The sequence below is a fragment of the Micromonospora sp. NBC_00898 genome, from assembly GCF_045207895.1.
Lineage (GTDB): Bacteria > Actinomycetota > Actinomycetes > Mycobacteriales > Micromonosporaceae > Micromonospora.
The window spans coordinates 6,642,111-6,666,287 of record NZ_CP108775.1 but is presented as its reverse complement, the minus strand read 5'-3'; the positions used below and the strand labels follow the sequence as shown (position 1 = coordinate 6,666,287).

The following is a 24,177-nucleotide window of genomic DNA, read 5'->3' as shown; positions in this document are numbered from 1 at the left end:
TCACCCCGGCTGGCTAGACCACCTGCCGCGCACGGTGAGCTGGGCAAACTTCGTCGCCGCCGGTCGTTGTTGGTCACCTTTCGGCGTCCTCTGACGGCCTGGCGACGGCCTGACTGGTCCACCGCCTGGTCGGGGCATCCGCTACGGCGTCAGCGTCCGCGCTGGCTGGGGAGGCAGTCGAGACCCACCCACCCCCTCTCAGACGCCTTGCGCCGGTCGCGATGATGAGTGAGTGGCAGCGGTAGAAGCATGGTTCGAGGACGGACCTATCGACGGACGGATCATGACGGTCGAGACCACGGGCGAGAAACTGCTGCCTGACGTCGTCAAGTTGCCGCAAACAGGGATCTACGTCGGCGCAAGCGACGTCCCGGTACCCGCAGTAGAGCACCTCTACGTCCGAGTCGACGGGCCGGTCGATGAGGTGATCTACGGATACAGGGGCAGCCGGAGCGGCCTGTAAATCCGTCGCGAAAGCTACAGAGGTTCGAATCCTCTACCCGCCACCAGGGATCGGCAAGGCCCTTGACCTGCGGAAACGCCGGTTGGCGGCCTTCGTCGTCTCCTACTCGTGATGACCGCCGTTGCCCTTGGTCATCCGTCTGATCGGGCACGTATCGGGCAGGCACGGAGGCTAGGGTGGGCGACCAACACGGTGAGGCCCTTCACGCCGACTCGAAGCCACGGGTCCAGGGCTTCCCGGAGGCGAGGAGGCGTCCGTGCACGACAACGATCTGACCCACCGGTTGTCTTCCCCGGCCACCGCCGAGGGCGATCCGGCCGGCTGGTTCGAGCGGCCCTACGCCGACGCCGAGCGGGGCGAGGCGGTCGTCCCGTGGGACCTCGACCGGGCGCATTCCCTGCTCAGCGAGTGGACCGACCGGACCCGGCCGGACGGATCCGGTCGGCGCGCCGTGGTCGTCGGGTGCGGCTTCGGCCGCGACGCCGAACATCTGGCCCGCCTCGGCTTCGCCACCGTCGCCTTCGACATCTCTCCCACGGCGGTACGGGCGGCCCGCCGCCGCCACCCGGACTCCCCGGTCCGGTACGAGACCGCCGACCTGCTCGACCCGCCGCACGACTGGCTGGGCGGGTTCGATTTCGTGCTCGAGAGCATGAACGTGCAGGCACTGCCGGACGAGCTGCGGCAGCGGGCGATCCCGACGGTCGGCCGGCTGGTCGCGCCGGACGGGACGCTGCTGGTGATCGCGGCCGGCCGGCGGGACGACGAGGTCGTCGAGGGCCCGCCCTGGCCGCTGGCCCGGGCCGAGGTCGACGCCTTCGCGGCCGGCCCGCTGACCCCGGCCCGGGTCGAGGAGATCGTCGCCCCCGACGGTGGGATCCGCTGGCGCGCGGAGTTCCGCCGCGCCTGAGGTTGGCAACGCCGGGCCTGAGGTTGGCAAACGGGGCGGGCATCCGGGCCGGGCGGCGCGAGGGTCGAGCCGGCGGCCGTTTCCGGCACCTACCGCGACCGCGGCGGCCCACCGACACGCAGCAGGAGCGGGCCGGCGGGGCCGTCGACCAGGTCGCGGTTCCTAGAGGACTAGGCGCTCGATTCTCCGGTGGATCGCCAGTCTGCCCCCATCCCCCGATAGGTGCCGAGTACTGCGGCGCCCGGCCGGGGTCAAGGGTGGCCGTAGGCCATCGGCGTGCCAATGCCGCGTAGTCAAGAAATTGTGTGGGTGGTCCAGAGCTTCTATGACGGTATGGCGGGTGCGTAGGTGCCGGCGCCGGTGCGGGTGAGGAAGCCGAGGCGGGTCCATTCGGCGAGTTGGGTGAGCATGTTTCGGGGCTTGACCTGGAGTCGCTGGGCGAGTTCCTTGCCCGTCCAGCCGCGGCTGGGATCGGCGTTCATGATGGCCATGACGCGGTGTCGGCGGGTCGGGAGCTGCGGCGGGTTGGGGGTGTTGGGGTCGCGGCGGGGTCTGTGACGACGCCGGTCGATGGCTGGGGTGTGCAAGACGATGTCGATAGCAGTGATGGCGGTATCGGTGTCGGGTCGACCGTCGTCGCGGTTGAGGTAGCGGGACGTGGCGCATTTGACCTTGCGGGCGCTGTAGCGTGCCCGACGGGCGGGCAGCAGCGTGGTCAGGACGGCCCGGCCGATGGCACCGAGAAGGTCTGCGGGTCCGTCGGGGCAGATTCCGCGGGCCGCGGTCAGTTCGTCACGTGCGACTTCCAGGGCGGTGGTGAAGCTGGCCCGGTCGGGATCGGTGCCCGGGCGTGTTTCCACGGCGGTGACCATCGCTATGCGCAGCAGTTGGTAGAGCAGGAGCAGTGCCCAGAGTTCCTGCTCCAGGCCCGGTCGGTCACCGGAGCGCAGGACGCGGCCGGTCAGGAGGGTGTGCCGCAGGGCCAGGTAGGCCGACTCGATCTCCCACCGCTCGTGATACAGCGCGACCAGATCGGCAGCCGGGAAGCGGCGGTGATCTAGCAGCGTGGTGATCAGCCGGTACCGGTCGCGCACGCGGCTGCCATCGGCACCGGTCACGGTCACGTCGGCCTCGATGATCCGCACGCTCAGGCCATCCAGGCACGACAGGTAGGAGCCGTCGGGCAGGTGCTGCAGCACCGGCGGGTTGCGGGTTGACTTGCTACGGGCCAGCAGCATCGCCCCGGTCGCGGTGATCTCGGCGAGGAAGGCGTTGGCGTCGAAGGCCCGGTCCAGCAGGACCAGCATGCCTGGTGCCAGCAGCGGCAGCAGGCGTCGGGCCAGGGTGGCTTCGTCCCGGTCGCCCGCGCAGCCGAGCGTGGCGCCGATCAGGCCACGGGTGCCGGTCTCCACCAAGGTCATCAGTCGCAGCGTGGGGTATCCGGCGAAGCCCATTCGGTACCTGATCCTGCCCAACCAGAACCGGTTGCGGTCGGTGTCGGGGACTTTCCGCGAGTTGCAGCCGTCGAAGGCGACCGTGCGCAGCCCGCGGAAGCGCACGCCGGGAGTATGCGGCTGTGCCAGCGGTCCGGCCATCACCTCGAACAGGGCCTTCATCGGTGCTGGTCCCAGCCGGCGGCGCAAGTCGCGCAGAGCCTTCTCCGATGGGCACGCCACCCGCACGCCCGCCAGCCCGGCGGTCAGCTTCGTCCAGACCCGGGCATATCCCAGGTGAGGGAACAGCCCCAGCGCGAGCACGAAATACACGCCGATCCGAGACGGCAGGTCACGCAGCCGACGCTGCAACGTCCTGGTCTGCTCCAAGACGTCATCGACCACCTCGAACGGCAGGTACTGAGTCAATTCGCCCAGATGGCCTGGGGCATACGCCCCCGCAGCGACCGTGACGGTGCGGTTGATCGTGCCAGTGGCAGACTGAGTGGACAACGGGACCTCTGGTGGCGGGAAGATCGTGAAGGGTTGACCCGATCTACCAGAGGTCTCGCTGCCATTCACCCCACCACGCCGGGGCACCACGACCCGCTTGCCCCGAGCCCAGAACGCTTAACTACGCGGCATTGATCGGCGTGCCGACGCGCAGCGCCCTTGACGCCGGGCGGGTGGCGTAGAGGATCGGGCATCCGGGGGATGGGTCACGCCTTGGTCCTCGTCGTCATCGAACCGCAGGCGGTGTCCGCGAAAGCCCGGGGGCAAGCAGCTCTGCTGCGCGGCAGCCGATCGCCCTGATCTCGTTGGTGAGCAACCCCGACGGCGATCGTCCCGCCTCAGCCTCTTACGCCCTTGGTGCTCCGCCAGCGTGGCCGGCCGATGCCGGCCGGAGGTCGCCAGCAGGCCGGGGCCGGGCCGGCGCGGCCCGCTTTGCGGGCCGCCTTGATCTGATAGAGCGGAATTCGGCAACGTCACGCCGCAACGCGTGTCCTCCGTCGACTGATGCGCGACACGCGTCCGCCAACTGATCTGCGACACCTCAGCGCGCTGACCGCGGTATGAGAGTGCGCCGCGGGCGAAACGCCGCTAAAGATTCCCGTCGCCCTCTCTTCAGCCCGGTAGCGGAGAAATCACTGAGCGCGTCCCGAATGCTTTTCCCAGACCTGTGTGAGCGTCGCCGCCTTCCAAAGATGCGACGATAAGCTTTCTGATCAGCAGGGCGTCCGCATCAACCATCGCTCAGGGGCCGGTCTGACGGGCGAAACGCGGGTCGGAGGGATCGGCTGCGTCGCGGCGAGAGATTTCTCCGGGGCCGTGTCGATCCGCGGGCCGCTCGTTCGACGTGTGGGTGCGAGGGTCGAGAGGCGGCCCCGCCGGATGAGGAGAACGCGATGCCGAAGTACCTGCTGATCATGCGGGGCACCGACGAGTCGAACGCGGCCATGATGGCCAACATCGACGAGATGATGGCCACGACCCGCCAGTTCATCGAGGAGATGGTCAAGGCCGGTGTTCTCCTCGCGGCGGAAGGGCTGGACGATCCGGGCCGGGGCGTCGTGGTCGACTTCAGCGGCGAGGCCCCGGTGGTCACGGACGGGCCATACGGCGAGACCAAGGAACTGTTCGGGGGCTTCTTCCTGCTCGATGTCGCCTCGAGACAGGAGGCGGTCGAGTGGGCCAAGCGGGTCCCGGCGGCCCCCGGGTCCAAGATCGAGGTCCGGCGGGTGCCCGGGAGCCACGAGGTCCCGCAGGTCGCCGAGTGATCGTCAAGGACTGGGCCGGGCGCGAGAGCAACGGCCAGATCTGATGGGTACGGCCGATGTCGAGGCCGTCTGGCGGATCGAGTCGGCGCGGATCGTCGCCGCGCTGACCCGGTTCACCGGCGATTTCGGGCTGGCCGAGGACGCGGCCCAGGAGGCGGTGGCCGAGGCGCTGGTGTCGTGGCCGCTCGCCTCTCCGGCGAATCCGGCCGGCTGGCTGATGGCCACGGCCCGGCGGCGGGCGATCGACGCGATCCGCCGCCGGACCGCCCTCCAGGACCGATACGCCCTGCTGGCGGCCGACTTGGCGGTCGACTCGGCGGTTGACGAAGAAATCGATCCTGACAAGATCGATGACGACGTGCTGGCATCGCCGACCGTCGCGACGAGCTCGGCCGTGCCCGCACCCAGACCATCAACCGGCTGCACCGGCTGCTGCTGGAACTGTTGCCCGGCGGGGCGAAGAAGTTCCTGTCCGCGCCGCAGGCCCGCGTGCTGGTCGCGACCGTCAAGCCCAGAGACATCGTCGGCAAGACCAGACGTCGACTCGCCGTCGAACTCATCAGTGAACTCGAAGGCATCGACAGGAAAATCAAGTCTGCGGACAAGGACCTGAAGGCCCTGGTCCTCGCCCGCGGCTCGACGCTGATGGGCCTGCACGGCATCGGTCCCTCGGGCGCCGCCCGGCTGCTGGCCGACGTCGGCGACATCCGCCGCTTCGCCGACCGCGACCGGTTTGCCTCCTGGAACGGCACCGCCCCGCTGGACGCCTCCTCCGGCGCCCAGCAACGCCACCGGCTCTTTCGCGCCGGCAACCGCCGCATCAACCGGACCCTGCACATCATGGCCGTCGTCCAACTCCGCAACCGCACCGAGGGCCGCGCCTACTTCGACGCGAAGAAAGCCGCCGGGAAGACCTCCATGGAAGCCATGCGCGCCCTCAAACGCCGACTGTCCAACGTCGTCTACGCCCGCATGGTCGAAGACCAGAAACGACGGAAGGTGGCAGGCCCGGGAGGGCACTCGGGGACGACTCTGCAATCCAGCGTGACCGACCTGACCCCGGACATCGGCCCTTCGGACAAGCCACTTCCCGGACCCGCCACCAACCACCCTAAACCCCTGGTTCCAGCGGCGCCTTGACATAAAGGGATGCCATGACAGGACGTTTCGTCGCCAGCCAACCTGCCGCCCCTAGGTGCTGGATCCGTCGCACTCAGTTGGCGGAGATGTGTGGCGGATCTGTTATCGGATCACACACGCCGCAACGCGCGCTAGCTAAGGGCGACGGGGCCTGCCAGACCATAGCGTGATGGCGGCGACCCTCTGGCGAGGCACTTCGTCACGGCGTCGGCACCTCGAACTGCCGACGCCGTGACGGAATGCCGACCTGGCGGATTCACCGCCGACGACACGGACCCACCTGGCGCGGGGCGGCTTCAGTCGTCGCGTCCGGCACCGCGATCGGGTGCGCTCATGTCCCCCGTCTCGGGCGTGCCATCGGCGAGCCCGTAGCGCAGGTACACGGTGCCCCTCGGACCGGCTACCGGCGGTTCGAGGAGTGTGACGTTCGTGGGCACCGCGCCACCGTCGAACACTTTCTTCCCGACGCCGAGCACGATCGGGTGCACCCAGAGGTCGAGACGGTCGAAGAGCTTCTCGCGCAGGAGGGTCTGCACCAGGTTCAGGCTGCCGACGACCTTCACGTGCTCGTGCCGGTCACGGATCTCGCGCACCGCGCCGGCCAGATCCGGGCTGAGCTGCGTGGACCCGGCCCACGAGAGGTCGGGCCTGCCGCGGGAGGCCACGTACTTCGGGACGCTGTTGAAGAGCGTGGCGATCTCGTTGTCCTCGCCGCCCTCCTGGTACGGCCAGTAGGCAGCGAAGATGTCATACGTCCGCCGGCCGAGCAGGAGGGCGTCCGTGCCCTCGTACGCGGCACCGACCTGCGCCCCGGCGACCTCGTCCAGCAGGGGCGCCTGCCAGCCGCCGAACGGGAACCCCACCGGGTCCTCGTCGGGGCCGGCCGGGCGACTGCCCGACGAGGTCGAGGGTTGCGAACAGCTCGATGTGGATGAGGCCCATGCCTTACTCCCGATGGGTTGGTTGTCTCGGTCGGGAGGTAGACCTGTGGGCGCCGGCAGACTCATCGCTGCGACGGCACCCAGCTTCGTACTTGTCCACCGCCTCGCCCGGTGCATCGGTCACCACCCCGTCCCGCGGTCAGCGTCCTTGCGACGACCGGCAGCAGGGCTCGGCAGGTATGCCGTGCGCCTTGATCCAGGCCCGCACGTCCGATTCCTCGAACAGCACATGCCGACCGATCTTGAAGCGCGCAGCACGGTGCCCTGCTTACGCCACCAGGCCGGGACGCCGCACCGGCACTCCCCACTCACGATAGATCACAGGCCGCGTCCAAACTGGGTGGCTGCCCTGCGTCCAGCGTCACCGCAGGTCACCGGCGCGATCGGACGTTAGGGCGGCAAGCGGCGAGACGATGCCAAAGGCGGACCAGGGATAGCCTGATGCCTGGTCCTCGTCGGGGCGGATCGGCCGTCACCCTTGACGTGCAAGCCTCGCGCCAAACATGAACGCCTCCATACGTTGACTAGCATGGCGCGCCCAGTGACGAACAGGACAGATTGTCACGAACCTGCGCGGCCGTACGTGGCTCGTCACCGGAGCGGCGCGGCCGTAGGCACGGGCCCGTACCTCATGCGCCAGGCCGGGCACCGGCCCCGCACGGCTCAAGGTCCGGTGTCCCGGCGCGGCCGAGATCGCTGAGCGGAGACCGCGTTCGGGCGGGCGAGCGGCGGGACAGCAGGCATCCAGTCAGCGCGGCGGCGAGGCCGGCCAGCCCGGCCGCCGCGAAGCCGCCCGCTGGCACGGAGACGCTGATCGCCACCCCGACGATCGGGGATCCGAGCGCGAAACCCGCGCTCTGCGCCGAGGATTGCAGACCTGTCGCCTCACCCCGCACGCTGGCCGGCGCCAGCCGGCTCACCGCGTCGGCCACCGCGGAAAGAGTCGGCGCGGCGAGCAGCCCTGCACCGACGCCGGCCACGCACAACCAGGGCCAATCGTGGGCCAGCCCGGCGGGAATGGTCGCCAGTCCGAGCAGACCGAGCAGCAGCCACGTGGGCAGCGGCCGGGGGAGCACGCCGTACACCAGCCCGCCGACGATGGAGGCCACGCCGTACACTGCCACGACCACGGCGGCCCAGGACACCTGGCCGGCTTCTTCGAGGGTGGCGACGATGGCCAGGTCAGTACCGCTGAGCACCATCGTGGCGCCGAACGCCATCACCAGCACGGCGATCATGCCCGGGCCCAGCCACTCCCGGCGACGGGGGCGGCCGACCGTGTCGGCATCCGCCTCGTCCTCGGCACGCAGCGGCGGGTTGAGCAGGGCGATCCCCGCTCCACCCGCCACGATCGCGGCGCCGACGCCCCATGCCACCACGCCAGGGGAAACCTTCGCCGCGAAGAGGATCACGATCGGCGGGCCCACCACGTACGACAGCTCGCCCTGCACCGATTCCAGCGCGAACGCCGCCCGACGCTGTCCCGCCGTCGTCATCGCGGCGATTGCCTGCCTGGTCACGAGCTGGGCCGGCACCATCAGCAGACCCGCCGCGAAGGCGGCGCCCAGCAGGATCCCGTACGGCAGGATCGGCACGCTCAGCCAGAACACGACCTGCAGTACGACAGTGACCAGCAGCACGGTACGCGGGCCCCGCCAGTCGATCATACGGCCAAGCAGCGGCCCGCCGAGCGCCATCCCCGCGGTCATAGCCGCCGCGACGCCACCCGCTGCCGCATAGCTCATGTCCAGACCCAGCACGACATACATCGTCAACGCCATCACGTCAGCCGTGATCGCGGCACGGGCGAGCAGCGAAACGCCCAGCAGCGATGCCATCCCTGGCACGGCGAGTACCTGTCGGTATCCGGTCACCAGCGTGACGTTAAATCATCCGTCACATCATAAGAAGTGGTTAATTTGTTGGAGCTGGCATAATGGATGCTTATGGCCAGAGATCTTGAGACCGCGTTGCTGCGGTCGTTCGTCACCGCCGTGCGGGCGGGCAGCATCAGCCGCGCCGCGACCGCGCTCGGACATACCCAGCCCGCGCTCAGCCAGCAGTTGCGCAAGCTCGAGAGCGTTGTCGGCCGTCCGCTGCTTTACCGGTCGCCATCTGGCGTCTCGCCGACCCGGGCGGGTGAGGAGCTCCTGCCGTACGCCGAACGCATTCTCTCGCTCTCCGCACAGGCACTCACCGAAACCGGACGCGCGCTTGCCGGCCACTGCGTCGTCGGGTTGCTCGAAGACCTCGCCGCGTCCCACCTTCCGCAGGCCCTCGCCGACCTCGCCCGGCTGCACCCCGGCGCGACGCTGGAGGTGCTCAGCATTTCCAGCGCCGCGATGCGGGAGGCCTACGACGCGGGCCGCGTCCAACTCGTGCTCGACGCGGTGCCGGACGTTCCCGGGCCGCCGCGCTGGACGGTACGCCGCCCGCTGGTCTGGGCGATCGGCCAGGGTGTGGACGTGGCTGCCGATCCGCTGCCGGTGGTGCTGTTCTCGAACCCGTGCTCCTGGCGTACGTCAGTGCTGGAAACGCTGGAACGTGCCGATCGGCGCTGGCGGGCGGCGTTCGAAAGCAACAGCCTGGTCGGTGTGCTCGCCGCGGTACGGGCCGGGCTCGGCGTCGCGGCGCTCATGCCCGCGAACCTCGAACCGGTCATGGCCTGCCACGACGCGGACGCCCTGCCCACCCTGCCGGACGTCGAGCTCGGTCTCGCACGGCACCCACGGACCGAAGGTGATCCGCTGATCGATGCCGTGGAGACCGCGCTACGACGCATGATCTGAGTTTCGCGGCTGGTCAGCGCGCCGGTTTCCGTCCAACCCCAGGCGCAGGATGAAGCGGCCCGCCAGGACACCGATGAGGTCGACGCCAGTCAGCTCGGTCCATTCCTGGCCGCCTTCCGGTAAGAACTCACAGTGAGGCGGTTGGACGCCTCCTCACACGCCGTTGGCCAACTGCCATCCGGTCTGCCTTCGACCCGCCCTTGAGGGAGCGGGCTGCCGCCCGGCGCGCCACGTCAAGTGAACCTTGACAGTCGGGCGGCGGCTGGTGCGTCGGGCGGTGGCCTGCTCGGCTTGCCCGGGTCGATGGCGGGCGGGGTGGCTCAGCAATCACCCACGGACCGCTACCCGCGTACGGATCGGCAACTCTCTTCAGGAGTCCATAGGCAACCGCCGATGCTCCTTAGTCTCGCCGGCGAGATCACCCCGACACGCCGACCGTACGGGATATTGATCGAATGCACCGCGCAACTTGGCGAATCATCCGCAACGATGAGCGGATGTCCTGAGGTTGGCGGTGGTGCGTTGACGGCGCCGGTACGTCATCCCTTCGTACCGATGATGAGCCGTTCGCGGTCGAACATCGCCGACACGAGCCGCCAAGCGATCCGGTTCAAGAGCAGCAGGACTATGGCGGCGGCCAGACCGGCAGCGAGCGACACCTTGATGACGTTCAACGCGACGAGCGTCGTCACGGCGATGGACGGCAGGCTTGCCAGCGCCGCGAACTGCTGTGCGACGCGGATGTCGTTCGACCGGGTGGAGATCAGGATGGCGACCCAGATCGACCACCCGGCGAGCAGGGGCGTGAAGACGAGCTGGGCGAGCAGGTCCGGGGGACGGATGAGCGCGGATGCCACGGCCGGAGCAGCGAACAGCTCGACGCAGGCCAGGTAGAGGCCGTAGATCAGGTAGGCGACGAGGAGCGATGGCAGCAGGGCGGCCAGGGCCTTGCCCAGCAGCAGCTCCTCGCGGCGGATCGGGGTCGTGAGCACCGGCTCGAGCGTGCCCTGCTGGCGCTCACCGACCACGGAGTATGCGGCGACAAAGGACGGCACGAGGGCCGGGATGCCGAGCATGTACAGCAGGACATGCTCATGCCGCAGCGCGGTCGACGCCGCCGGGTCCAGCGTGAAGACGGCGACGAGTGGCTGGACGCAGAACAGCACCGGGACTATCGCCATGCCGACGGTGAGGTTGCGGTTGCGGCGGAAGTCGCGCAGCTCCTTGCGGACGATGGCCCGGACTCGTCTGCTGTTGATGCTCATCCTCCACGCACCGTTTCATTCTCGTCGATCAGTTCGAGGTAGACGTCCTCGAGCGAGTGGTGTGACTCGCCGATCGACAGCACGTCGGCGCCGGCCTTGACCAGAGCCCGGGTGACGGCGGGTGCGGCGAGCGCTGCATCGGAGATGACAAGGACGTAGGTGACCGGGCCGTCCTGGTGCCAGCCGTCGACGGCCGGCAGGCCACCGAAGACCCGACCCGGGTCGTCGAGGGGGACGAGGGTCCTGACCGTGAGCGTCCTGGCGAACAACTGGTCGCGCAGCTCGGCGGGCCTGCCGATTGTGCGCAACGTCGTGTTCAAGATCGCCACCCGGTCACAGAGGCGCTCGGCCTCCTCTAGGCGATGGGTCGTGAGGAAGATGGTCACCCCGCTGCGGCTGAGCGCGGCGATCAACTCGTGGACGTCCCGGGCGGCGGCCGGGTCCAGGCCCGCCGCAGGCTCGTCGAGGAACAGGATCTCCGGGTCGCTGAGCAGCGCCCTGGCCAGAGCAACTCGCTGGCGCAGCCCTTTGGACAGGGCGCCGCAGGCATCGCCGGCCCGGTCGACCAGGTTCACCGCCCGCAGCGCGCGGTCGATGCGATCGGTCGGGTCGGGCGTGTCGTACAGCTCGGCGAATCACTCGAGGTTCTCGAGCACGCTCAGCCGCAGGTACAGCCCCGGCGACTCGGGCATGACCGAGATCCGGCGACGGATGTCCACCCCGTTCTCGGGCGTCAGCGGTATCCCGGCGACCGTGGCCGAGCCGGATGTCGGTGCGATGAGCGTGCCGAGCGTCCGTACGGTCGTGGTCTTGCCCGCACCGTTCGGCCCGAGGAAACCGAAAACCTCGCCGTAGCCGATGTTGAAGGAGACGTCGCGGAATGCGATCCGGTCACCGAAACGCTTGCTCAGCCCAGACGCGGATAGTGCCGGGGCACCTGGGCTGCCGTCTGCGGCAACCAGACTGTCCACGAGGCGGTCAGCTGGCACGGGCAACGAGGCCGCACCCGGTCCTCCTGCCGAGCCCTCGTGATCCAGCCCGTTAGCGTCAGACTCGACCGGCCGCCGGGACCGGTCACCACGGCCTAACAAACCCACGTCGCTCACGATACGGGCCGAACCGCTGCCGAGACCCGACCGAGGGACGCCGCAGCCGTCCTCGCATCCGCCATTGCCGCTGATCGGGCATCTCTCCTCCGCACGACCACGCCCTCAGTAGGGGCGCCGGATGGAGACCGGTCACAACCGCCCAGCTCAACCTGCTCGGAGTGACGCTCGCACATCCGTTCCAACAGAATGCGAAAGTCGAGTGGAGGTACGCGGGCGCTGGTGGAACGGATCGTGGGGCCGCATGGCCCGGCGCGACATCTGGCTGCTGTCGGACGGTCGGCTCTGGCGGGTCCGTGGCCGCCTCGGTGGTGACGGAGGGCAGGAGGTGTCGTACGACTTCCCGATGAAGCATCTGCCCGCGCGATGGTCGACCGGATGATGAAGACCTCGGCCGGCACCTGGCGGGATCTCACGGAGGCGGTTCGCCAGGAATCCAACCGTCGCCAGACCCACTAGCACTCCAGTAGGAGATCCGTTTTGACCTGCTGTGGCGGTGTAGCCACCGCCGAGTCTCGAAGGTTGTGTGGACCCGAGATGCGGCGGTGGCTGCCACCTACAGAGTGGACGCTCAGTGATGGTCTGAGCTGTTCGGCGAGTTGATGGACACGATCGAGGCACGGTTCTCGCTAGATGCGAAAGATCGAATGGTCAGAGGCTGGCGGAAAGGGTGGGCCTGCTCGAAGTGGGCGGCCGAGATGCCGGCCGAGAGGGAAGCAAACGGCCGCGCGACGACCTGCCTCAACAGCTGGCCGCTGAAGGGGCCAGCCGGACGGCACGCATGCCTGAGCGGTGGGCTGAGGCGTGCGGCTGGGACTTGCTCAGGAAGCTGCGGCAGGCCCCATCCCCGGAACGCCCTGAGTCACGCCCCAAGGCGGGCAGTGGGTCAGGAGGCTGTGGCGGGCTTTTTGGTGGGATCGGCCGAGGTGGCGCCGTGAGTGGGGCGGCGGGTCAGGACCTGGGGGCCGGAAGCCGTGATGGCGACTGTGTGTTCGGAGTGGGCGGTGCGGGAGCCGTCGGCGGAGCGGATCGTCCAGCCGTCGTTGTCGAACTTGATTTTGTCGGTGGAGCGGCAGAACCAGGGCTCGATGGCGATGGTGAGGCCGGGGTCGAGTTTCATGCCGCGGCGGGCGCGGCCGTTGTTGGAGACGTGCGGTGCCTCGTGCATGATGCGGCCGATGCCGTGGCCGCCGAACTCGGCGTTGACGCCGTAGCCGTAGGAGTGGGCGACCTCGCCTATCGCGGCGGAGATGTCGCCGAGGCGACCGCCGGGCTGGGCGGCGGTGATGCCGGCCTCCAGTGCGACCTCGGTGGCCTCGATCAGCTTCAGGTCGGCCGGGTCGGGGGTGCCGACGATGACGGAGAGGGCGGAGTCGGCGACCCAGCCGTCGATGCCGGCCGCCATGTCGATGCTGAGCAGGTCACCGTCCCGCAAAACATAGTCGTGCGGCAGGCCGTGCAGCACCGCGTCGTTGACCGACAGGCACAGCACGTTGCGGAACGGGCCGCGGCCGAACGAAGGGGCGTAGTCCCAGTAGCAGGATTCGGCGCCGCGTTCCTTGATCCGGCGGCGGGCGTGGTGTTCGAGGTCTATCAGGTTGACGCCGACTGCGGCGACACCGCTCAGCTCGGCGAGCAGCTCGCCGACGAACTGGCCGGTCACCGCCATCCGGCCGATCTCCTCGGCGGACTTGAGCTCGATCACGACAGCCTCCTTCTCCATGCGGTATTTTTATACCACGCCAGGTCGGGGATGCTCCGGAGGGATATCCTGCTGGCATGGTTCGCCAACCACTCACCGCCGAACAGATCGCAGCGGGCCAGCGCCTCGGAGCCGCCCTCCGGGCCGCGCGGGCCGGCCGCAGCCTCGTCGAGGTGGCCCTGGCAGCCGGCATCTCCCCCGAGACGCTGCGCAAGATCGAGGCGGGCCGCCTTCCCGCACCGGCGTTCGGCACTGTGGTCTGCCTCAGCCAGGCCCTCGACGTCCCCCTCAGCGACCTGGCCGACGTCTGGCTGGCCGACATGCCCATCCACCAGGCGTCCCAGAGACCAGCCGCCCAAGTACTCCAGTAGGAGATCCGTTTCAGGGTTCCGTGAGGGCTTGCCGGGTGTAATGGCTGGTCTTGGCGGCAGCTTGATGCCTGCGTCGGAAGAGGGACCAGGCGATGATGTCGGCGGCCCGCCGTGCCGGGTCGATGATCAGGGCGTGGAAGAGCCGGCGTAGTTCGTTGACAGTGATCGCGATCAGGCCGTCCGGGCTGCTGGTGGCGACGGCTGTCGCGGCGGCGGGGAACGCGTGGGCGGCGATGACCAGGGTGGTCCAGCGGTGCCAGGCTTTCCAGCGGGGGTGCTGGTGCTGGTCGAGACCGAGGCCGGTCTTCGTGGCTTGGAACGACTCTTCGATGCTCCAACGACGCCCGGCGACGGCGACCAGGTGGTGCAACGGGACGGGTTCGGCTGACCAGCAGCGGCCAGTTCACCGGTGGTGCGGTTGCGGCGGATCAGCAGCCAGTGATGACCTGCGTGCTCGTCGGTGGCCTGCGGCAGGGTGATGAACGCCCAGTCGTAGTAGCGGTAGCCTTTCGCCCCGTTGCCGGCAGAGACTCGCTGCCATGCCTGTTTCGGCAGGCCGGCGGCGATCTGGTCGGTCCGCTGGATGCCGAGACCGGTCGGCACGCGGTGCGAGCAGGCGACCGCGAGGACGTAGCCGAGCCGGTTCCCGCGCAACGCGGCGGCCGGGTGTGGGTCACCGCCGTAGGCTTCGTCGCCGGCGACCCACCTGCAGGGCAAGCCGTCGGCGAGGGCGGTTTCGATCAGCCGTCGCGCCAACCGCGGTTTCGTGGCGAACCCGACGGTGTCGGGCACCCCGGCCTCAGCGCGGCGTGCGGGATCCTCGGTCCAGGATTTCGGCAGGTAGAGGGCGACGTCGACCAGCGTGTGCCCGAGTGGTGAGGCGTAGGACAGGTGGACCGCGAGCTGACAGTTCTCGATCTTTCCGGCGGTGCCGGAGTACTGCCGTTGCACACCGACGGCATGAATGCCCTTCTTCAGATCACCGGTCTCGTCGACCAGCAGGACACCGTCGGGATGCCCGACACGGGCCGCGACGAAATCACGCACGTCGGCACGGACCGCGGCTTCGTCCCAGATCGCCGGGCCGATCAGGGCCTTGCATGCCACCCGGGCCGTCGTCACCGGCGTGTTCCGCGATGGTCCAGCAGTTCTTCACCGGTAACGGTGCGAGGAGCCCGGCCACAAAGTCACGAACCCGGCGCCGCGGTTCCGGCCGCGAGAAGCGTGCCTCGATCGTGTCCATCAACTCGCCGAACAGCTCAGACCATCGCTGAGCGTCCACTCTGCAGACGGCAGCCACCGCCGCATCTCGGGTCCACACAACCTTCGAGACTCGACGGTGGCTCCTTGCTGTCCACGGACAAAACCACACCGCCACAGCAGGTCAGAACGGATCTCCTGCTGGAGTACTAGCCAGGTCGATCGGGCGCACCATCGACGTCTCTTTAACTGAGTACGCGAGGGCACAGTTCTCGGCCGACCAGGCATGCCCATCCGCCAGTCGGACGGACGCCGGGAATACACTGCTCTCTCATGTCATCCGAGCAGGTCACCGTCGGCCCGGTCGAACTCAGCTATACCCTCACCGAGGACGACTGGCTCGACGGCTTCGTCGCCCACCGGCGCCGCGTCCGGCGTCCCTGGCTGGTCCCGGTACTGATCGTCGCCGCGCTCGTCGGGCTCCTCCCCGGGCTCGTCTCTTCTGACGGCTCCCGGGCCATGTCGGCGGCTGACGTCGCAGCCCTCGCCATGGTGGCGCTCGTCGCCATCGGGCTCGGTTTGCTGCTGTTCCGGCTCCTTGTCGCCGCCCGCTGGATCTATCGCTGGCGGGTGCGCCTGATCATGCGCGGGAATCCCTGGCTGTCCGAGCCTATCCGAGCCACCGTGGATGACACCGGGTTACGTCTCAACAGCGCAAGCCGGAGCGAAACAGCCGCGTGGTCCCAATACCTGCGGTATGTCGAGACGGAACGGTCGTTCGTTCTGTGCGCGTCTGAGCGGCTTGGTGCGGCGGTACTGGTGCTGCCCAAGCGCGGGCTGGTGACGGGCGATCCCGCGCGGCTGCGAGCGTTGCTCGAAACCCACTGCCACGGGCGCGCTTGATTAACGGCCCAGCGTCGTTCAGGAACGCCCCGCGCACCGGCGCGGCTCCACCCGAGCGAACCGGCCCGCGAAGCCACCCGAGCACCCACCACCAATGGCATCTCAAACGGCGGCTGCCGTAATACCTGGGCCGGTCGCTGACGGGTAGCGCTCAACCGCAGACGTCTGCCCGGACGTGCACACCGCACCAGGTCGGCAAATCAAGGACTTCCAGCGGCCAGATGGCCGGGACAGTCACACCTTGCGTCGCCGCAGGGACCTTCGCCTTGAGGCAATTGCGGGTGCGCCGCCCTGGCCAGCAGGCCGGGGGTCTGAGGAAGGCGGTGGTGACGGGCGGTGTTCGGGCTGCCAGTGGGCGCTGTCTCCGCGGTTCACCAACCACCGCTGATGACCCGGTCACCGCGAGAAGATCAACAGCAGGATCACCGTCAGGATCGCGCTGATCAGGATCGAGCCGAGGCAGCCGATCCGGTTCGAGAAGAACAGGAACATCTGCGTGCTGTACCCGCCCGGGTCGCGTTGAGTCCCGCCGGCCGAGCCGCCGCGTCGAGCGGTCACCCCGATCGGGTGACCGGTCGACGCGTATCCGGGGCGCGTTCGCGGTCAGGCGGCGACCGGGTGCTCGGCGCGTACCGCCGAGGCCTCCGCGCGGGCGATGGGCCCGGCGGGCAGCGCGGCGACCGCGGCGCCCACGGCGACCGCCGTCCCGGCGAAGAGGAAGGCCCAGGGCACGCCGCCGGCGTGGTCGACGATCAGGCCGGCCACCGCGCCGCCGGCGGCGCTCGCCGCCACCGACATGGTGACCACCCAGGTGTACGCCTCGTTCAGCATGCCGGCCGGGGCGATCCGCCCGACCAGGGTGTTCTCCAGGGTCAGCGCGGGTGCGATGGTGGCGCCACCGAGCACCAGGGCGACGCCCAGCGCCGCCGGGCCCGGCATCACCGCGAACACGACGAAGCTGGCGGCCACCGCGCCGAGCAGCCAGGCGAACTGGCGGGTCATGTTGGCCGCCGGCCGGCGTACGCCGAACCAGAAGCCGCCCGCCGCGCTGCCGATGCCCCAGACGGCCAGCAGCACGCCGGCGAGGCTCTCCGGGTCGTCGGCGGTGGCGTCGCCGGCGAACGCCGGCACGATCACGCCGGCAGCGCCGAACGCGATGCCGAGGCTGGCGACGCAGAGCAGCAGCGCGGAGAAGCCGCCGACCCGCAGCGGGCCGAGACCCTTGGCGTGGTGTTCGCTCGGGTGCCGCTGCCAGCCGCGCATCACCCGGCCGAGCGCGACCGCGCCGGTGCCGACCAGGGTGACCACGGCCGCGCCGACGAGCGCGGCGGCGGCGTCGGCGGCCAGCACGAACCCGGCGACCAACAGCGGGCCGAGCACGAAAACGATCTCGAAGAGCGACGTCTCCGCGGCGAGCGCGGTGTTGCGCAGGTGGTACCGGCCGGAGGTGGGGCCGGTGAGGTCGTTCCAGGCGCCGCGGATCGCGGCGGTCAGCGGCGGGTAGGTGGCGCCGGCGACCCCGGCGGCCAGGTAGATCAGGCCCAGCTTGCCGGCCTCGGACCGGCTGGCCCCGAGCAGCCCGAGGAGCGCGAGGGGGTGGGCGACGGCGGTGGCCAGCAGCACGGGGGTGGGGCCGACCCGGTCGGCGATCCGGCCGGCGACCGGGCTGAGCGCCGCGCCGGAGAGCGCGTAGATGCCGCCGGCGACGGCGGCCAGGGAGTACCGGCCGGTCACCTGCTCGACGACGAGCAGCAGCGCCAGCGGGGTCATGCCGATCCCGAGCCGGCCGATGATGCCGAAAATCAGCAGCATCGGCGCGCCGGGGATCCGCCAGACGCCCAGGTACTGGCGCAGTGCGGCCACGGTCGACCTCCGAGAGATGTAACGGGTGGGAGACGTTTCGACCCTAACGCCGGGCGTACCGCGAGGGAAACGGTTAGTGCCCGGACACACGACTCCGCCCGCGTCCGGAGCGGACGCGGGCGGAGGTGTCGTCGTGGGTCAGCGCTGGAACTGCACCGGGCCGCTGTTGCGGGCCAACTGCTCCAGCCGGGCGACCCGCTCCTCCATCCGGGGGTGGGTGGAGAACAGTGCGGCGATGCCGCCGCCCCGCTTGAACGGGTTGTCGATCATGAGGTGGGCGGTGCTGGTCAGCTGCCCCTGGGCCGGCAGCGGACGGGCCTGGGTCCCCGCGTGGATCTTGCGGAGGGCGCTGGCCAGGGCCAGCGGGTCCCGGCTCAGCTCGGCGCCGGACTGGTCGGCCTGGAACTCCCGGCTCCGGCTGATCGCCAGCTGGATGATGGTCGCCGCGATCGGGCCGAGGATCAGGGTGAGCAGCAGCACCGCCGGGTTCGGGCCGTCCTCGTCGTCCGACGAGCCCAGCGGGATGAACCAGGCGATGTTCGCCAGGAAGGTGATGATGCCGGCCAGCCCGGCCGCCACACTGGAGATCAGGATGTCCCGGTTGTAGACGTGCGACAGCTCGTGCCCGATCACCCCGCGCAGCTCGCGGTAGTCGAGGATCTCGGTGATGCCCTGGGTCACGCAGACCGCCGCGTGCTGCGGGTTGCGCCCCGTGGCGAACGCGTTGGGCTGCGACGTCGGGCTGACGTACAGGCGGGGCATCGGCTGCCGCGCCTCGGTGGCCAGCTCACGCACCATCCGGTACAGCTCGGGGAATTCCGCCTCGCTGACCGGTTGCGCCCGCATCGAGCGCAACGCGAGCTTGTCGGAGTAGAAGTAGGTCATGCCGTTCATCAGCAACGAGGCGACGACAGCGATGACCAGGCCGCCGCTCCCGCCGAACCAGTAGCCGACCGCGAGGATCAGCGAGGTCAACAGGCCGAGCAGCGCTGCGGTCTTCAGGCGGTTGTGATGCACGATCGCTCCTTCGGTGCGCGGATCCACGCGGGAAACCGCTGACCGGTTCAACAACCCGGTACCCGTCAACCATCCTGCTCATGGCTGAAAGTTGGCTGGGGAATTCTGTGCGGCAGCTGTGCGCAAGCTGGCGGACAGCAAGCTCAGCGGGCGAGGTCCAGCACGAGCTGGGGCGCGAAACCGACCACCACGGCCACGGCGGTCGCCGCGGCCAGGACCAGCGACACCAGCCAGGCCGGGCGGGAGCCGACCACGGCGGCTCGGGCCTCGACCGGGGTGGCAGTCGGCGCCGGGGCCGCGTACAGGGTGGCGGCCAGGCGCAGGTAGTAGGCGAGGCCGACCACCGCGTTCAGCGCCACCACCACGGCGAGCCAGCCGGCGCCGCCGTCCAGCAGCGACCGGACCACCGTCACCTTGGCGAACAGCCCGGCCAGCCCGGGCGGCAGCCCGGCCAGCCCGATCAGGGCGAGCGCGAACGTGCCACCGACCCACGGGTGCCGACGGGCCGCCCCGCGCAGGTCGTCCAGGGTGCCTCCGTCGGCGTCCGCCGGGCGCAGGGCCACCACCGCCGCGAAGGCGGCCAGCTCCAACACCACGAAGAAGATCACGTACGCGACCGCCGCCGCGTACGCCCCGGCGCGGGCGTCGGCGGTGCGGCCGGCGGCCAGCGCCAGCGCGCCGAGCGGGGCGAGGATGTAGCCGGCCTGGGCCACCGAGGACCAGGCGAGCAGCCGGACGGTACGCCGCTGCCGCAGCGCCACCAGGTTGCCGACGGTCATGGTGAGCACGGCGAGCAGGGCCAGCACCGGACCGGTGACGCCGGCCGGCAGCGCCCGCTGCACCACAGCGAGCAGCGCCACCACCCCGCCCAGCTTCGACGCGGTCGACAGGTACGCGGCCACCGGCAGTGGCGCGCCGTCGTACGTGGCGGGCGCCCAGGCGTGGAACGGCACCGCCGCCACCTTGAACGCCAGCCCGAGCACCACCAGCGCCACCGCGACCGTGGTGAGCGGCACGTCCAGCAGCTCCGGTCGCTCGGTGAGGGTGACCCCGAGCCGGCCCAGGTGCAACCCGCCCGTCACCGCGTAGAGCAACGCCGCGCCCAACAGGGTCAGCGTGGTCGCCACCACGCTGACCACGAAGAAGGTCACCGCCGCCTCGGCGCTGGCCAGGCTGCCCCGGCGCAGGCCGACCAGCACGTAGAGCGGCAGGGTGAGCGTCTCCAACGCCACGATCAGGGTGATCAGGTCGCCGGCCGCGCCGAGCACCACGCCGCCGGTCATCGCACAGGCGAGCAGGAAGCAGTACTCCCCCTGCGGTGCCCGACCGGCCCGCAGCAGCGGCCCCGACAACCCCAGCACCCCGAGGGTGAGCAGCGCGAAGACCGCCGCGACCAGGGCCGCCCGGCCGTCGAGAACCCAGGAGCAGTCGGCGCCCACGCAGAAGGTGTGCCGCTCGCCGCCCGCCCCGACCACCGCCGCGCCGAGTGCGGTGAACGCCGACCCGACCGCCGCCACGGCCACCGTCGCGGCAGTCCGGGCCACCAGCAGGTCGGCCAGGAGCACGAGTACGGCGGTGCCGGCGGCCAGGTACGCCGGCAGCAGCGCCACGTTGTCCACGCTCTGCACCAGGCTCACGCCGCCACCCCGCTCCGGTCGATGCCCCGGCGCCCGCCCGTCGTCACCCGCACGCCAGCCCACCAGCCGCCGGCCTCAGGCCGAAGGCCGGCAGCGTCCCACCGGCTTGCGTCGGGCCGGCGGTCGGCGTCACAGATGGCACGCCACGGGTGTGTCCGGGGCGCGGAGACACCCATCGTGTTCCACCCGCCGCGCGGTGCCCGTGTGATGGTCACCGGAGCACCCCCACCAGGGCTTCGACCGGGCCGGACGCGTAGCCGAGCACCAGCGCGGGGGCTAGACCGACGGCCAGCGCCAGCAGGACCAGCGGCGCCCACGCGGTCAGCTCGGCTCCGGCCAGGCCGGGCGCGAGCCGCCCCACCGCCGGGCTGGGCCGTCCATGGGTGACCTGCCGCAGCAGCCGCAGGAAGTACGCGGCGGTGAGCGCCCCGCCGATCGCGGCCAGCACCGCCAGGGTCGTCCACAGCCCGCCGCCCCGCCGGACGGCGGCCACCACGGCGAACGCCTCGCCCCAGAAGCCGGCCAGGCCGGGCAGCCCCAGCGAGGCGATCGCCGCGAAGCCGAGCAGCCCGGCCAGCCGGGGCGCGGTCTCCCGCAGCCCGGACAGCTCGGCGAGCGCACCGGTGTGGGTACGGTCCTTGACCGCCCCGGCCAGGAAGAAGAGCAGGCCGGTGATCACCCCGTGGGCGATGTTGCCGATCAGCGCCGCCTGGATGCCGGTGGCGGTCAGCGTGGCCACCCCGAGCAGCACGAACCCCATGTGCCCGACGCTTGAGTACGCGATCAGCCGCTTCAGCTCGTCCTGCGCGAGGCAGACCAGCGAGCCGATCAGGATCGCGGCGACGGCCAGCACCCCGAGCACCGGGGCGGCCCATCGGGCACCCTCGGGGGCCACCCCGACCGCCACCCGGATCAGGCCGTACGTGCCCATCTTGAGCAGTACCCCGGCGAGGATGACGCTGCCGACGGTGGGCGCCTGGGTGTGCGCGTCGGGCAGCCAGGAGTGCAGCGGCCAGAGCGGGCTCTTCACCGCGAAGGCCAGCGCCAGCAGGGTGAACGCGGCGAGCTGGGTGCCCCGGGACAGGCCGGCCCCGCCGGTCAGCGCCATCAGGTCGGCGGTGCCGGCGGCGGCGACCACCACGTAGACGCCGACCAGCAGCAGCACCGAGCCGAAGAGCGTGTACAGGGCGAACTTGCGGGCCGCCCGCCGCCGGTCGTCGCCGCCCCAGCCGGCGATGATCGCGTACATCGGGAGCAGGACGACCTCGAAGAACACGAAGAAGAGCACCAGGTCGAGGGCGAGGAAGGTGCCGAGGATGCCCACCTCGACGACCAGCAGCAGCGCGACCAGCGCCCGGCCGCTGCCGCCGGCGGGCACCCGCCACAGCGTGTACCCGCAGCAGAGCAGGGTGAGCAGGGCGGTGAGCACCACCAGCGGCCAGGAGATGCCGTCCACCCCGAGGTGGAAGCGCAGGTCGAGGCCGGGCACCCAGGGCCGGTCGAGCCGGTGCCAGGGCTGCACGGCCGGACTGGGGCCGTAGCCGAACCAGCCGTGGTCGCCGCCGACCAGCGGCAGGGTGGCGAGCAGGGTCAGCGCGGCGGCGACCGTGCCGACCAGCCGGGCGGCCCGGTCGTGCGGCGTGGCGGCCACCGCGACCGCGCCGAGCGCCGGCACGGCGAGGACCGCCACCAGCAGGAACTGTCCGAGGCTCATGCCGCTCCCCCGATCAGGGCGACCGCGAGGCCGATCAGCAGCGCGCCGGCGAGCACGCCGGCCGCCGCGCGGGGCAGGGCCGCGCGGTGCAGCGCGGCCAACTCGCCGCCAAGCCCCACCGCGGCGCGGCCGCTGCCCTCGACCGCCCCGTCGACCACCAGTTCGTCCCCGGTACGCGTGGCTCGGGCGAGGGCGTTCGTCGGGCGTACCACGAGGGCGTGCTGGACGTCGTCGAGCCGGAACGCCCGGGCGAAGACCGGCCGCAGCGGACCCAGGAAGCGGGCCGGGTCGGCGGCCGGGTCCCGTCGCCAGCCGGCCCAGGCGACGCCCGCCCCGACCAGCACCAGGGCCAACGGCAGCAGCGCCGGCGGGCCGAGGTGCGTCAGCGAGTAGCCGAAGTCGGTCAGCTCCGTCTCGGTGGCCGGCGCGAACATCCGGTCGAGGAACGGCCCCCAGAACCCGGCCAGGCCGAGCAGCGCGGCCGGGACCGCGAGCAGCAGCACCGGCCAGCGCATCAACGCCGGCGGGTCGTGCGGGTGCGCCAGCGGGATCCGGGTGGCGCCGAAGAAGGTGCGCAGCAGCAGGCGGGTGGCGTACCAGGCGGTGACGGCGACGCCGAGCAGCCCGGCCAGCCAGACCAGCCAGCCGACCCACTGCGGCGTCGGGCCGGCACCGTCCAGCGCGGCGGCCTCGGCGGCGGCGAGCACGCCGTCCTTGCTCCAGAAGCCCGACAGCGGTGGCACCCCGGCGAGCGCGCCCAGACCGACCACCGTGCACCAGAAGGTCACCGGCATGGCGGTACGCAGCCCGCCCATCCGGGACATCAGCGTGGTGCCCACGGCGTGGATCACCGCGCCCGCGGCGAGGAACAGCAGCGCCTTGAACGCGGCGTGGCTGAGCAGGTGGAACAGCGCCGCCGTGGGCGCGCCGACGGCGAGGGCACCGGTCATGTAGCCGATCTGGGAGACCGTCGACCAGGCCAGCACCCGCTTGATGTCGTCCTGCGCGGTGGCCGCGAACGCGCCCAGCAGCAGGGTGATCGCGGCCATCACCCCGAGCACGGCGAGCGCGACCGGGGCCCGCTCGAAGAGCGGGAAGAGCCGGGCCACCGCGTACACGCCGGCGGCGACCATGGTGGCGGCGTGGATCAGCGCGGAGATCGGGGTGGGGCCGGCCATCGCGTCGGGCAGCCAGGTGTGCAGGGGGAACTGGGCGCTCTTGCCGGCCACCCCGGCGAGCAGCAGCAGGCAGGCGGCGGTGAGCGTACCCGTGGAGTAGGGGTGGGCGAGCACGTCGGCGATCTTGAAGCTGCCGGCGGAGACGCCGAGCAGCGCGATGCCGAGCAGGAAGCCGACGTCGCCGACCCGGGTCACCAGGAACGCCTTCACCGCCGCGGCGGGCGCCTCGGGCAGCCGGCGGTCGTGGGCGATGAGCAGGTACGAGCAGATGCCCATCACCTCCCACCCGACCAGCAGCATGATCAGGTCGCCGCTGATCACCACCACCAGCATGGCCGCGGTGAAGAGGCTGATCTGCGCCGCGTACGGCGGGTAGCGGTGATCGACCTCGATGTCGTCGTGCGGGCCGCGCTTCAGGTAGCCGATCGAGTAGACCTGCACGGCCAGGGCCACCGCGGCCACCGCCGTGGCGACCAGCACGGCCACCCCGTCCAGCCGGTAGCCGAGAGTCACCCGCAGCCCGCCCAGGTCGACCCAGGTGGTCGAACCCTCGGCCAGGTGGTGGACCCGGATCAGCAGCGCGAGCGCCATCAGCAGCGCGCCGGCCGCGCCCGCCACGCCGAGCCCGATCGCCACCTTCCGGGCCCGGTCCTCGCCGGTCGCCGCGCCCTTCGGCGAGGGCGGCAGCAGCAGTCCGACCAGGCCGGCGACCAGGGGCAGGCCGGGCAGCAGCGGTACGGCCGGCAGCAGCCGCCCGATCTCGTCGG

19 protein-coding genes and 2 pseudogenes are annotated in these 24,177 nt (G+C 70.8%); 8 read left to right on the top strand and 13 right to left on the bottom strand.

From position 1 onward, the window contains the following. Nucleotides 1-283: 283 nt before the first annotated feature. Both OG799_RS32400 and OG799_RS32395 read left to right on the top strand, forming a co-directional pair. Nucleotides 284-463 carry a hypothetical protein gene (locus OG799_RS32400; RefSeq protein WP_406040658.1) on the top strand — a complete coding sequence of 60 codons (180 nt, stop codon included), beginning with the start codon at nt 284-286 and terminating at the stop codon, nt 461-463. 256 nt (nt 464-719) lie between these two features. Then, on the top strand, nt 720-1,373 hold the full coding sequence (locus tag OG799_RS32395) for a class I SAM-dependent methyltransferase (protein ID WP_406040656.1): 654 nt from the start codon (nt 720-722) through the stop codon (nt 1,371-1,373). A 323-nt stretch (nt 1,374-1,696) separates the two neighbouring features. Here OG799_RS32395 and OG799_RS32390 read toward each other — a convergent pair whose 3' ends face one another. Further along, complete coding sequence (locus OG799_RS32390) at nt 1,697-3,319, bottom strand: IS4 family transposase (RefSeq protein ID WP_406046474.1); 1,623 nt, start codon at nt 3,317-3,319, stop codon at nt 1,697-1,699. An 893-nt stretch (nt 3,320-4,212) separates the two neighbouring features. Here OG799_RS32390 and OG799_RS32385 point away from each other — a divergent pair. From OG799_RS32385 to OG799_RS32375, 3 genes are read left to right on the top strand one after another with little or no spacing between them, the layout of a single operon-like run. Further along, a complete protein-coding gene (locus OG799_RS32385) occupies nt 4,213-4,584 on the top strand; it encodes a YciI family protein (RefSeq protein WP_406040654.1) in 372 nt (123 codons plus the stop codon). Nucleotides 4,585-4,627: 43 nt separating this feature from the next. Continuing rightward, nucleotides 4,628-5,197 carry a sigma factor gene (locus OG799_RS32380; protein ID WP_406040652.1) on the top strand — a complete coding sequence of 190 codons (570 nt, stop codon included), beginning with the start codon at nt 4,628-4,630 and terminating at the stop codon, nt 5,195-5,197. A 32-nt stretch (nt 5,198-5,229) separates the two neighbouring features. Further along, nucleotides 5,230-5,724, top strand: coding sequence for a transposase (locus tag OG799_RS32375; protein ID WP_406046473.1), 495 nt, complete (start codon nt 5,230-5,232; stop codon nt 5,722-5,724). 296 nt (nt 5,725-6,020) lie between these two features. On the opposite strand, the gene OG799_RS32370 is transcribed toward OG799_RS32375, so the two are convergent. Both OG799_RS32370 and OG799_RS32365 read right to left on the bottom strand, forming a co-directional pair. Beyond that, a complete protein-coding gene (locus OG799_RS32370) occupies nt 6,021-6,587 on the bottom strand; it encodes a dihydrofolate reductase family protein (RefSeq protein WP_406040650.1) in 567 nt (188 codons plus the stop codon). A gap of 707 nt (nt 6,588-7,294) precedes the next feature. Beyond that, entirely contained in the window at nt 7,295-8,539 is a 1,245-nt protein-coding gene (locus tag OG799_RS32365) for an MFS transporter (protein WP_406040648.1), read from the bottom strand. A 96-nt stretch (nt 8,540-8,635) separates the two neighbouring features. Between OG799_RS32365 and OG799_RS32360 the strand changes: the two genes are divergently transcribed. After that, complete coding sequence (locus OG799_RS32360; protein ID WP_406040646.1) at nt 8,636-9,454, top strand: LysR family transcriptional regulator; 819 nt, start codon at nt 8,636-8,638, stop codon at nt 9,452-9,454. A gap of 539 nt (nt 9,455-9,993) precedes the next feature. Here OG799_RS32360 and OG799_RS32355 read toward each other — a convergent pair. The 3 genes and pseudogenes from OG799_RS32355 to map all read right to left on the bottom strand — a co-directional run bounded on the left by OG799_RS32355 (nt 9,994) and on the right by map (nt 13,530). Then, nucleotides 9,994-10,719: an ABC transporter permease subunit gene (locus OG799_RS32355; protein WP_406040644.1), complete on the bottom strand. Its 726-nt coding sequence runs from the start codon at nt 10,717-10,719 to the stop codon at nt 9,994-9,996. After that, nucleotides 10,716-11,690, bottom strand: a pseudogene (locus tag OG799_RS32350) (ABC transporter ATP-binding protein). Before OG799_RS32350 ends, OG799_RS32355 begins: the two are co-directional and overlap by 4 nt. A 1,021-nt stretch (nt 11,691-12,711) precedes the next feature. Next, a complete protein-coding gene (map, locus tag OG799_RS32345; protein ID WP_406040642.1) occupies nt 12,712-13,530 on the bottom strand; it encodes a type I methionyl aminopeptidase in 819 nt (272 codons plus the stop codon). A gap of 74 nt (nt 13,531-13,604) precedes the next feature. Here map and OG799_RS32340 point away from each other — a divergent pair, with 74 nt between their 5' ends. Continuing rightward, nucleotides 13,605-13,898, top strand: a complete 294-nt coding sequence (locus OG799_RS32340) for a helix-turn-helix domain-containing protein (protein WP_406040640.1) — start codon at nt 13,605-13,607, stop codon at nt 13,896-13,898. 10 nt (nt 13,899-13,908) lie between these two features. On the opposite strand, the pseudogene OG799_RS32335 reads toward OG799_RS32340, so the two are convergent. Then, nucleotides 13,909-15,141, bottom strand: a pseudogene (locus OG799_RS32335) (IS701 family transposase). 290 nt (nt 15,142-15,431) lie between these two features. Here OG799_RS32335 and OG799_RS32330 point away from each other — a divergent pair. Further along, on the top strand, nt 15,432-16,001 hold the full coding sequence (locus tag OG799_RS32330) for a YcxB family protein (RefSeq protein WP_406040638.1): 570 nt from the start codon (nt 15,432-15,434) through the stop codon (nt 15,999-16,001). 396 nt (nt 16,002-16,397) lie between these two features. Here OG799_RS32330 and OG799_RS32325 read toward each other — a convergent pair whose 3' ends face one another. From OG799_RS32325 to OG799_RS32300, 6 genes are all read right to left on the bottom strand, one after another. Then, nucleotides 16,398-16,559, bottom strand: a complete 162-nt coding sequence (locus OG799_RS32325) for a hypothetical protein (RefSeq protein WP_406040636.1) — start codon at nt 16,557-16,559, stop codon at nt 16,398-16,400. 45 nt (nt 16,560-16,604) lie between these two features. Continuing rightward, complete coding sequence (locus tag OG799_RS32320; RefSeq protein ID WP_406040634.1) at nt 16,605-17,864, bottom strand: MFS transporter; 1,260 nt, start codon at nt 17,862-17,864, stop codon at nt 16,605-16,607. A gap of 138 nt (nt 17,865-18,002) precedes the next feature. Beyond that, nucleotides 18,003-18,881, bottom strand: coding sequence for a zinc metalloprotease HtpX (gene htpX / locus OG799_RS32315; RefSeq protein ID WP_406040632.1), 879 nt, complete (start codon nt 18,879-18,881; stop codon nt 18,003-18,005). A gap of 143 nt (nt 18,882-19,024) precedes the next feature. Beyond that, nucleotides 19,025-20,518 carry an NADH-quinone oxidoreductase subunit N gene (locus OG799_RS32310; protein ID WP_406040630.1) on the bottom strand — a complete coding sequence of 498 codons (1,494 nt, stop codon included), beginning with the start codon at nt 20,516-20,518 and terminating at the stop codon, nt 19,025-19,027. Nucleotides 20,519-20,729: 211 nt separating this feature from the next. Then, nucleotides 20,730-22,232 (bottom strand): NuoM family protein, encoded by a 1,503-nt coding sequence (locus OG799_RS32305; RefSeq protein WP_406040628.1) that lies wholly within the window; start codon nt 22,230-22,232, stop codon nt 20,730-20,732. Next, nucleotides 22,229-24,169: an NADH-quinone oxidoreductase subunit L gene (locus tag OG799_RS32300; protein ID WP_406046472.1), complete on the bottom strand. Its 1,941-nt coding sequence runs from the start codon at nt 24,167-24,169 to the stop codon at nt 22,229-22,231. Before OG799_RS32300 ends, OG799_RS32305 begins: the two co-directional genes overlap by 4 nt. Between the last annotated feature and the right edge of the window lie 8 nt (nt 24,170-24,177).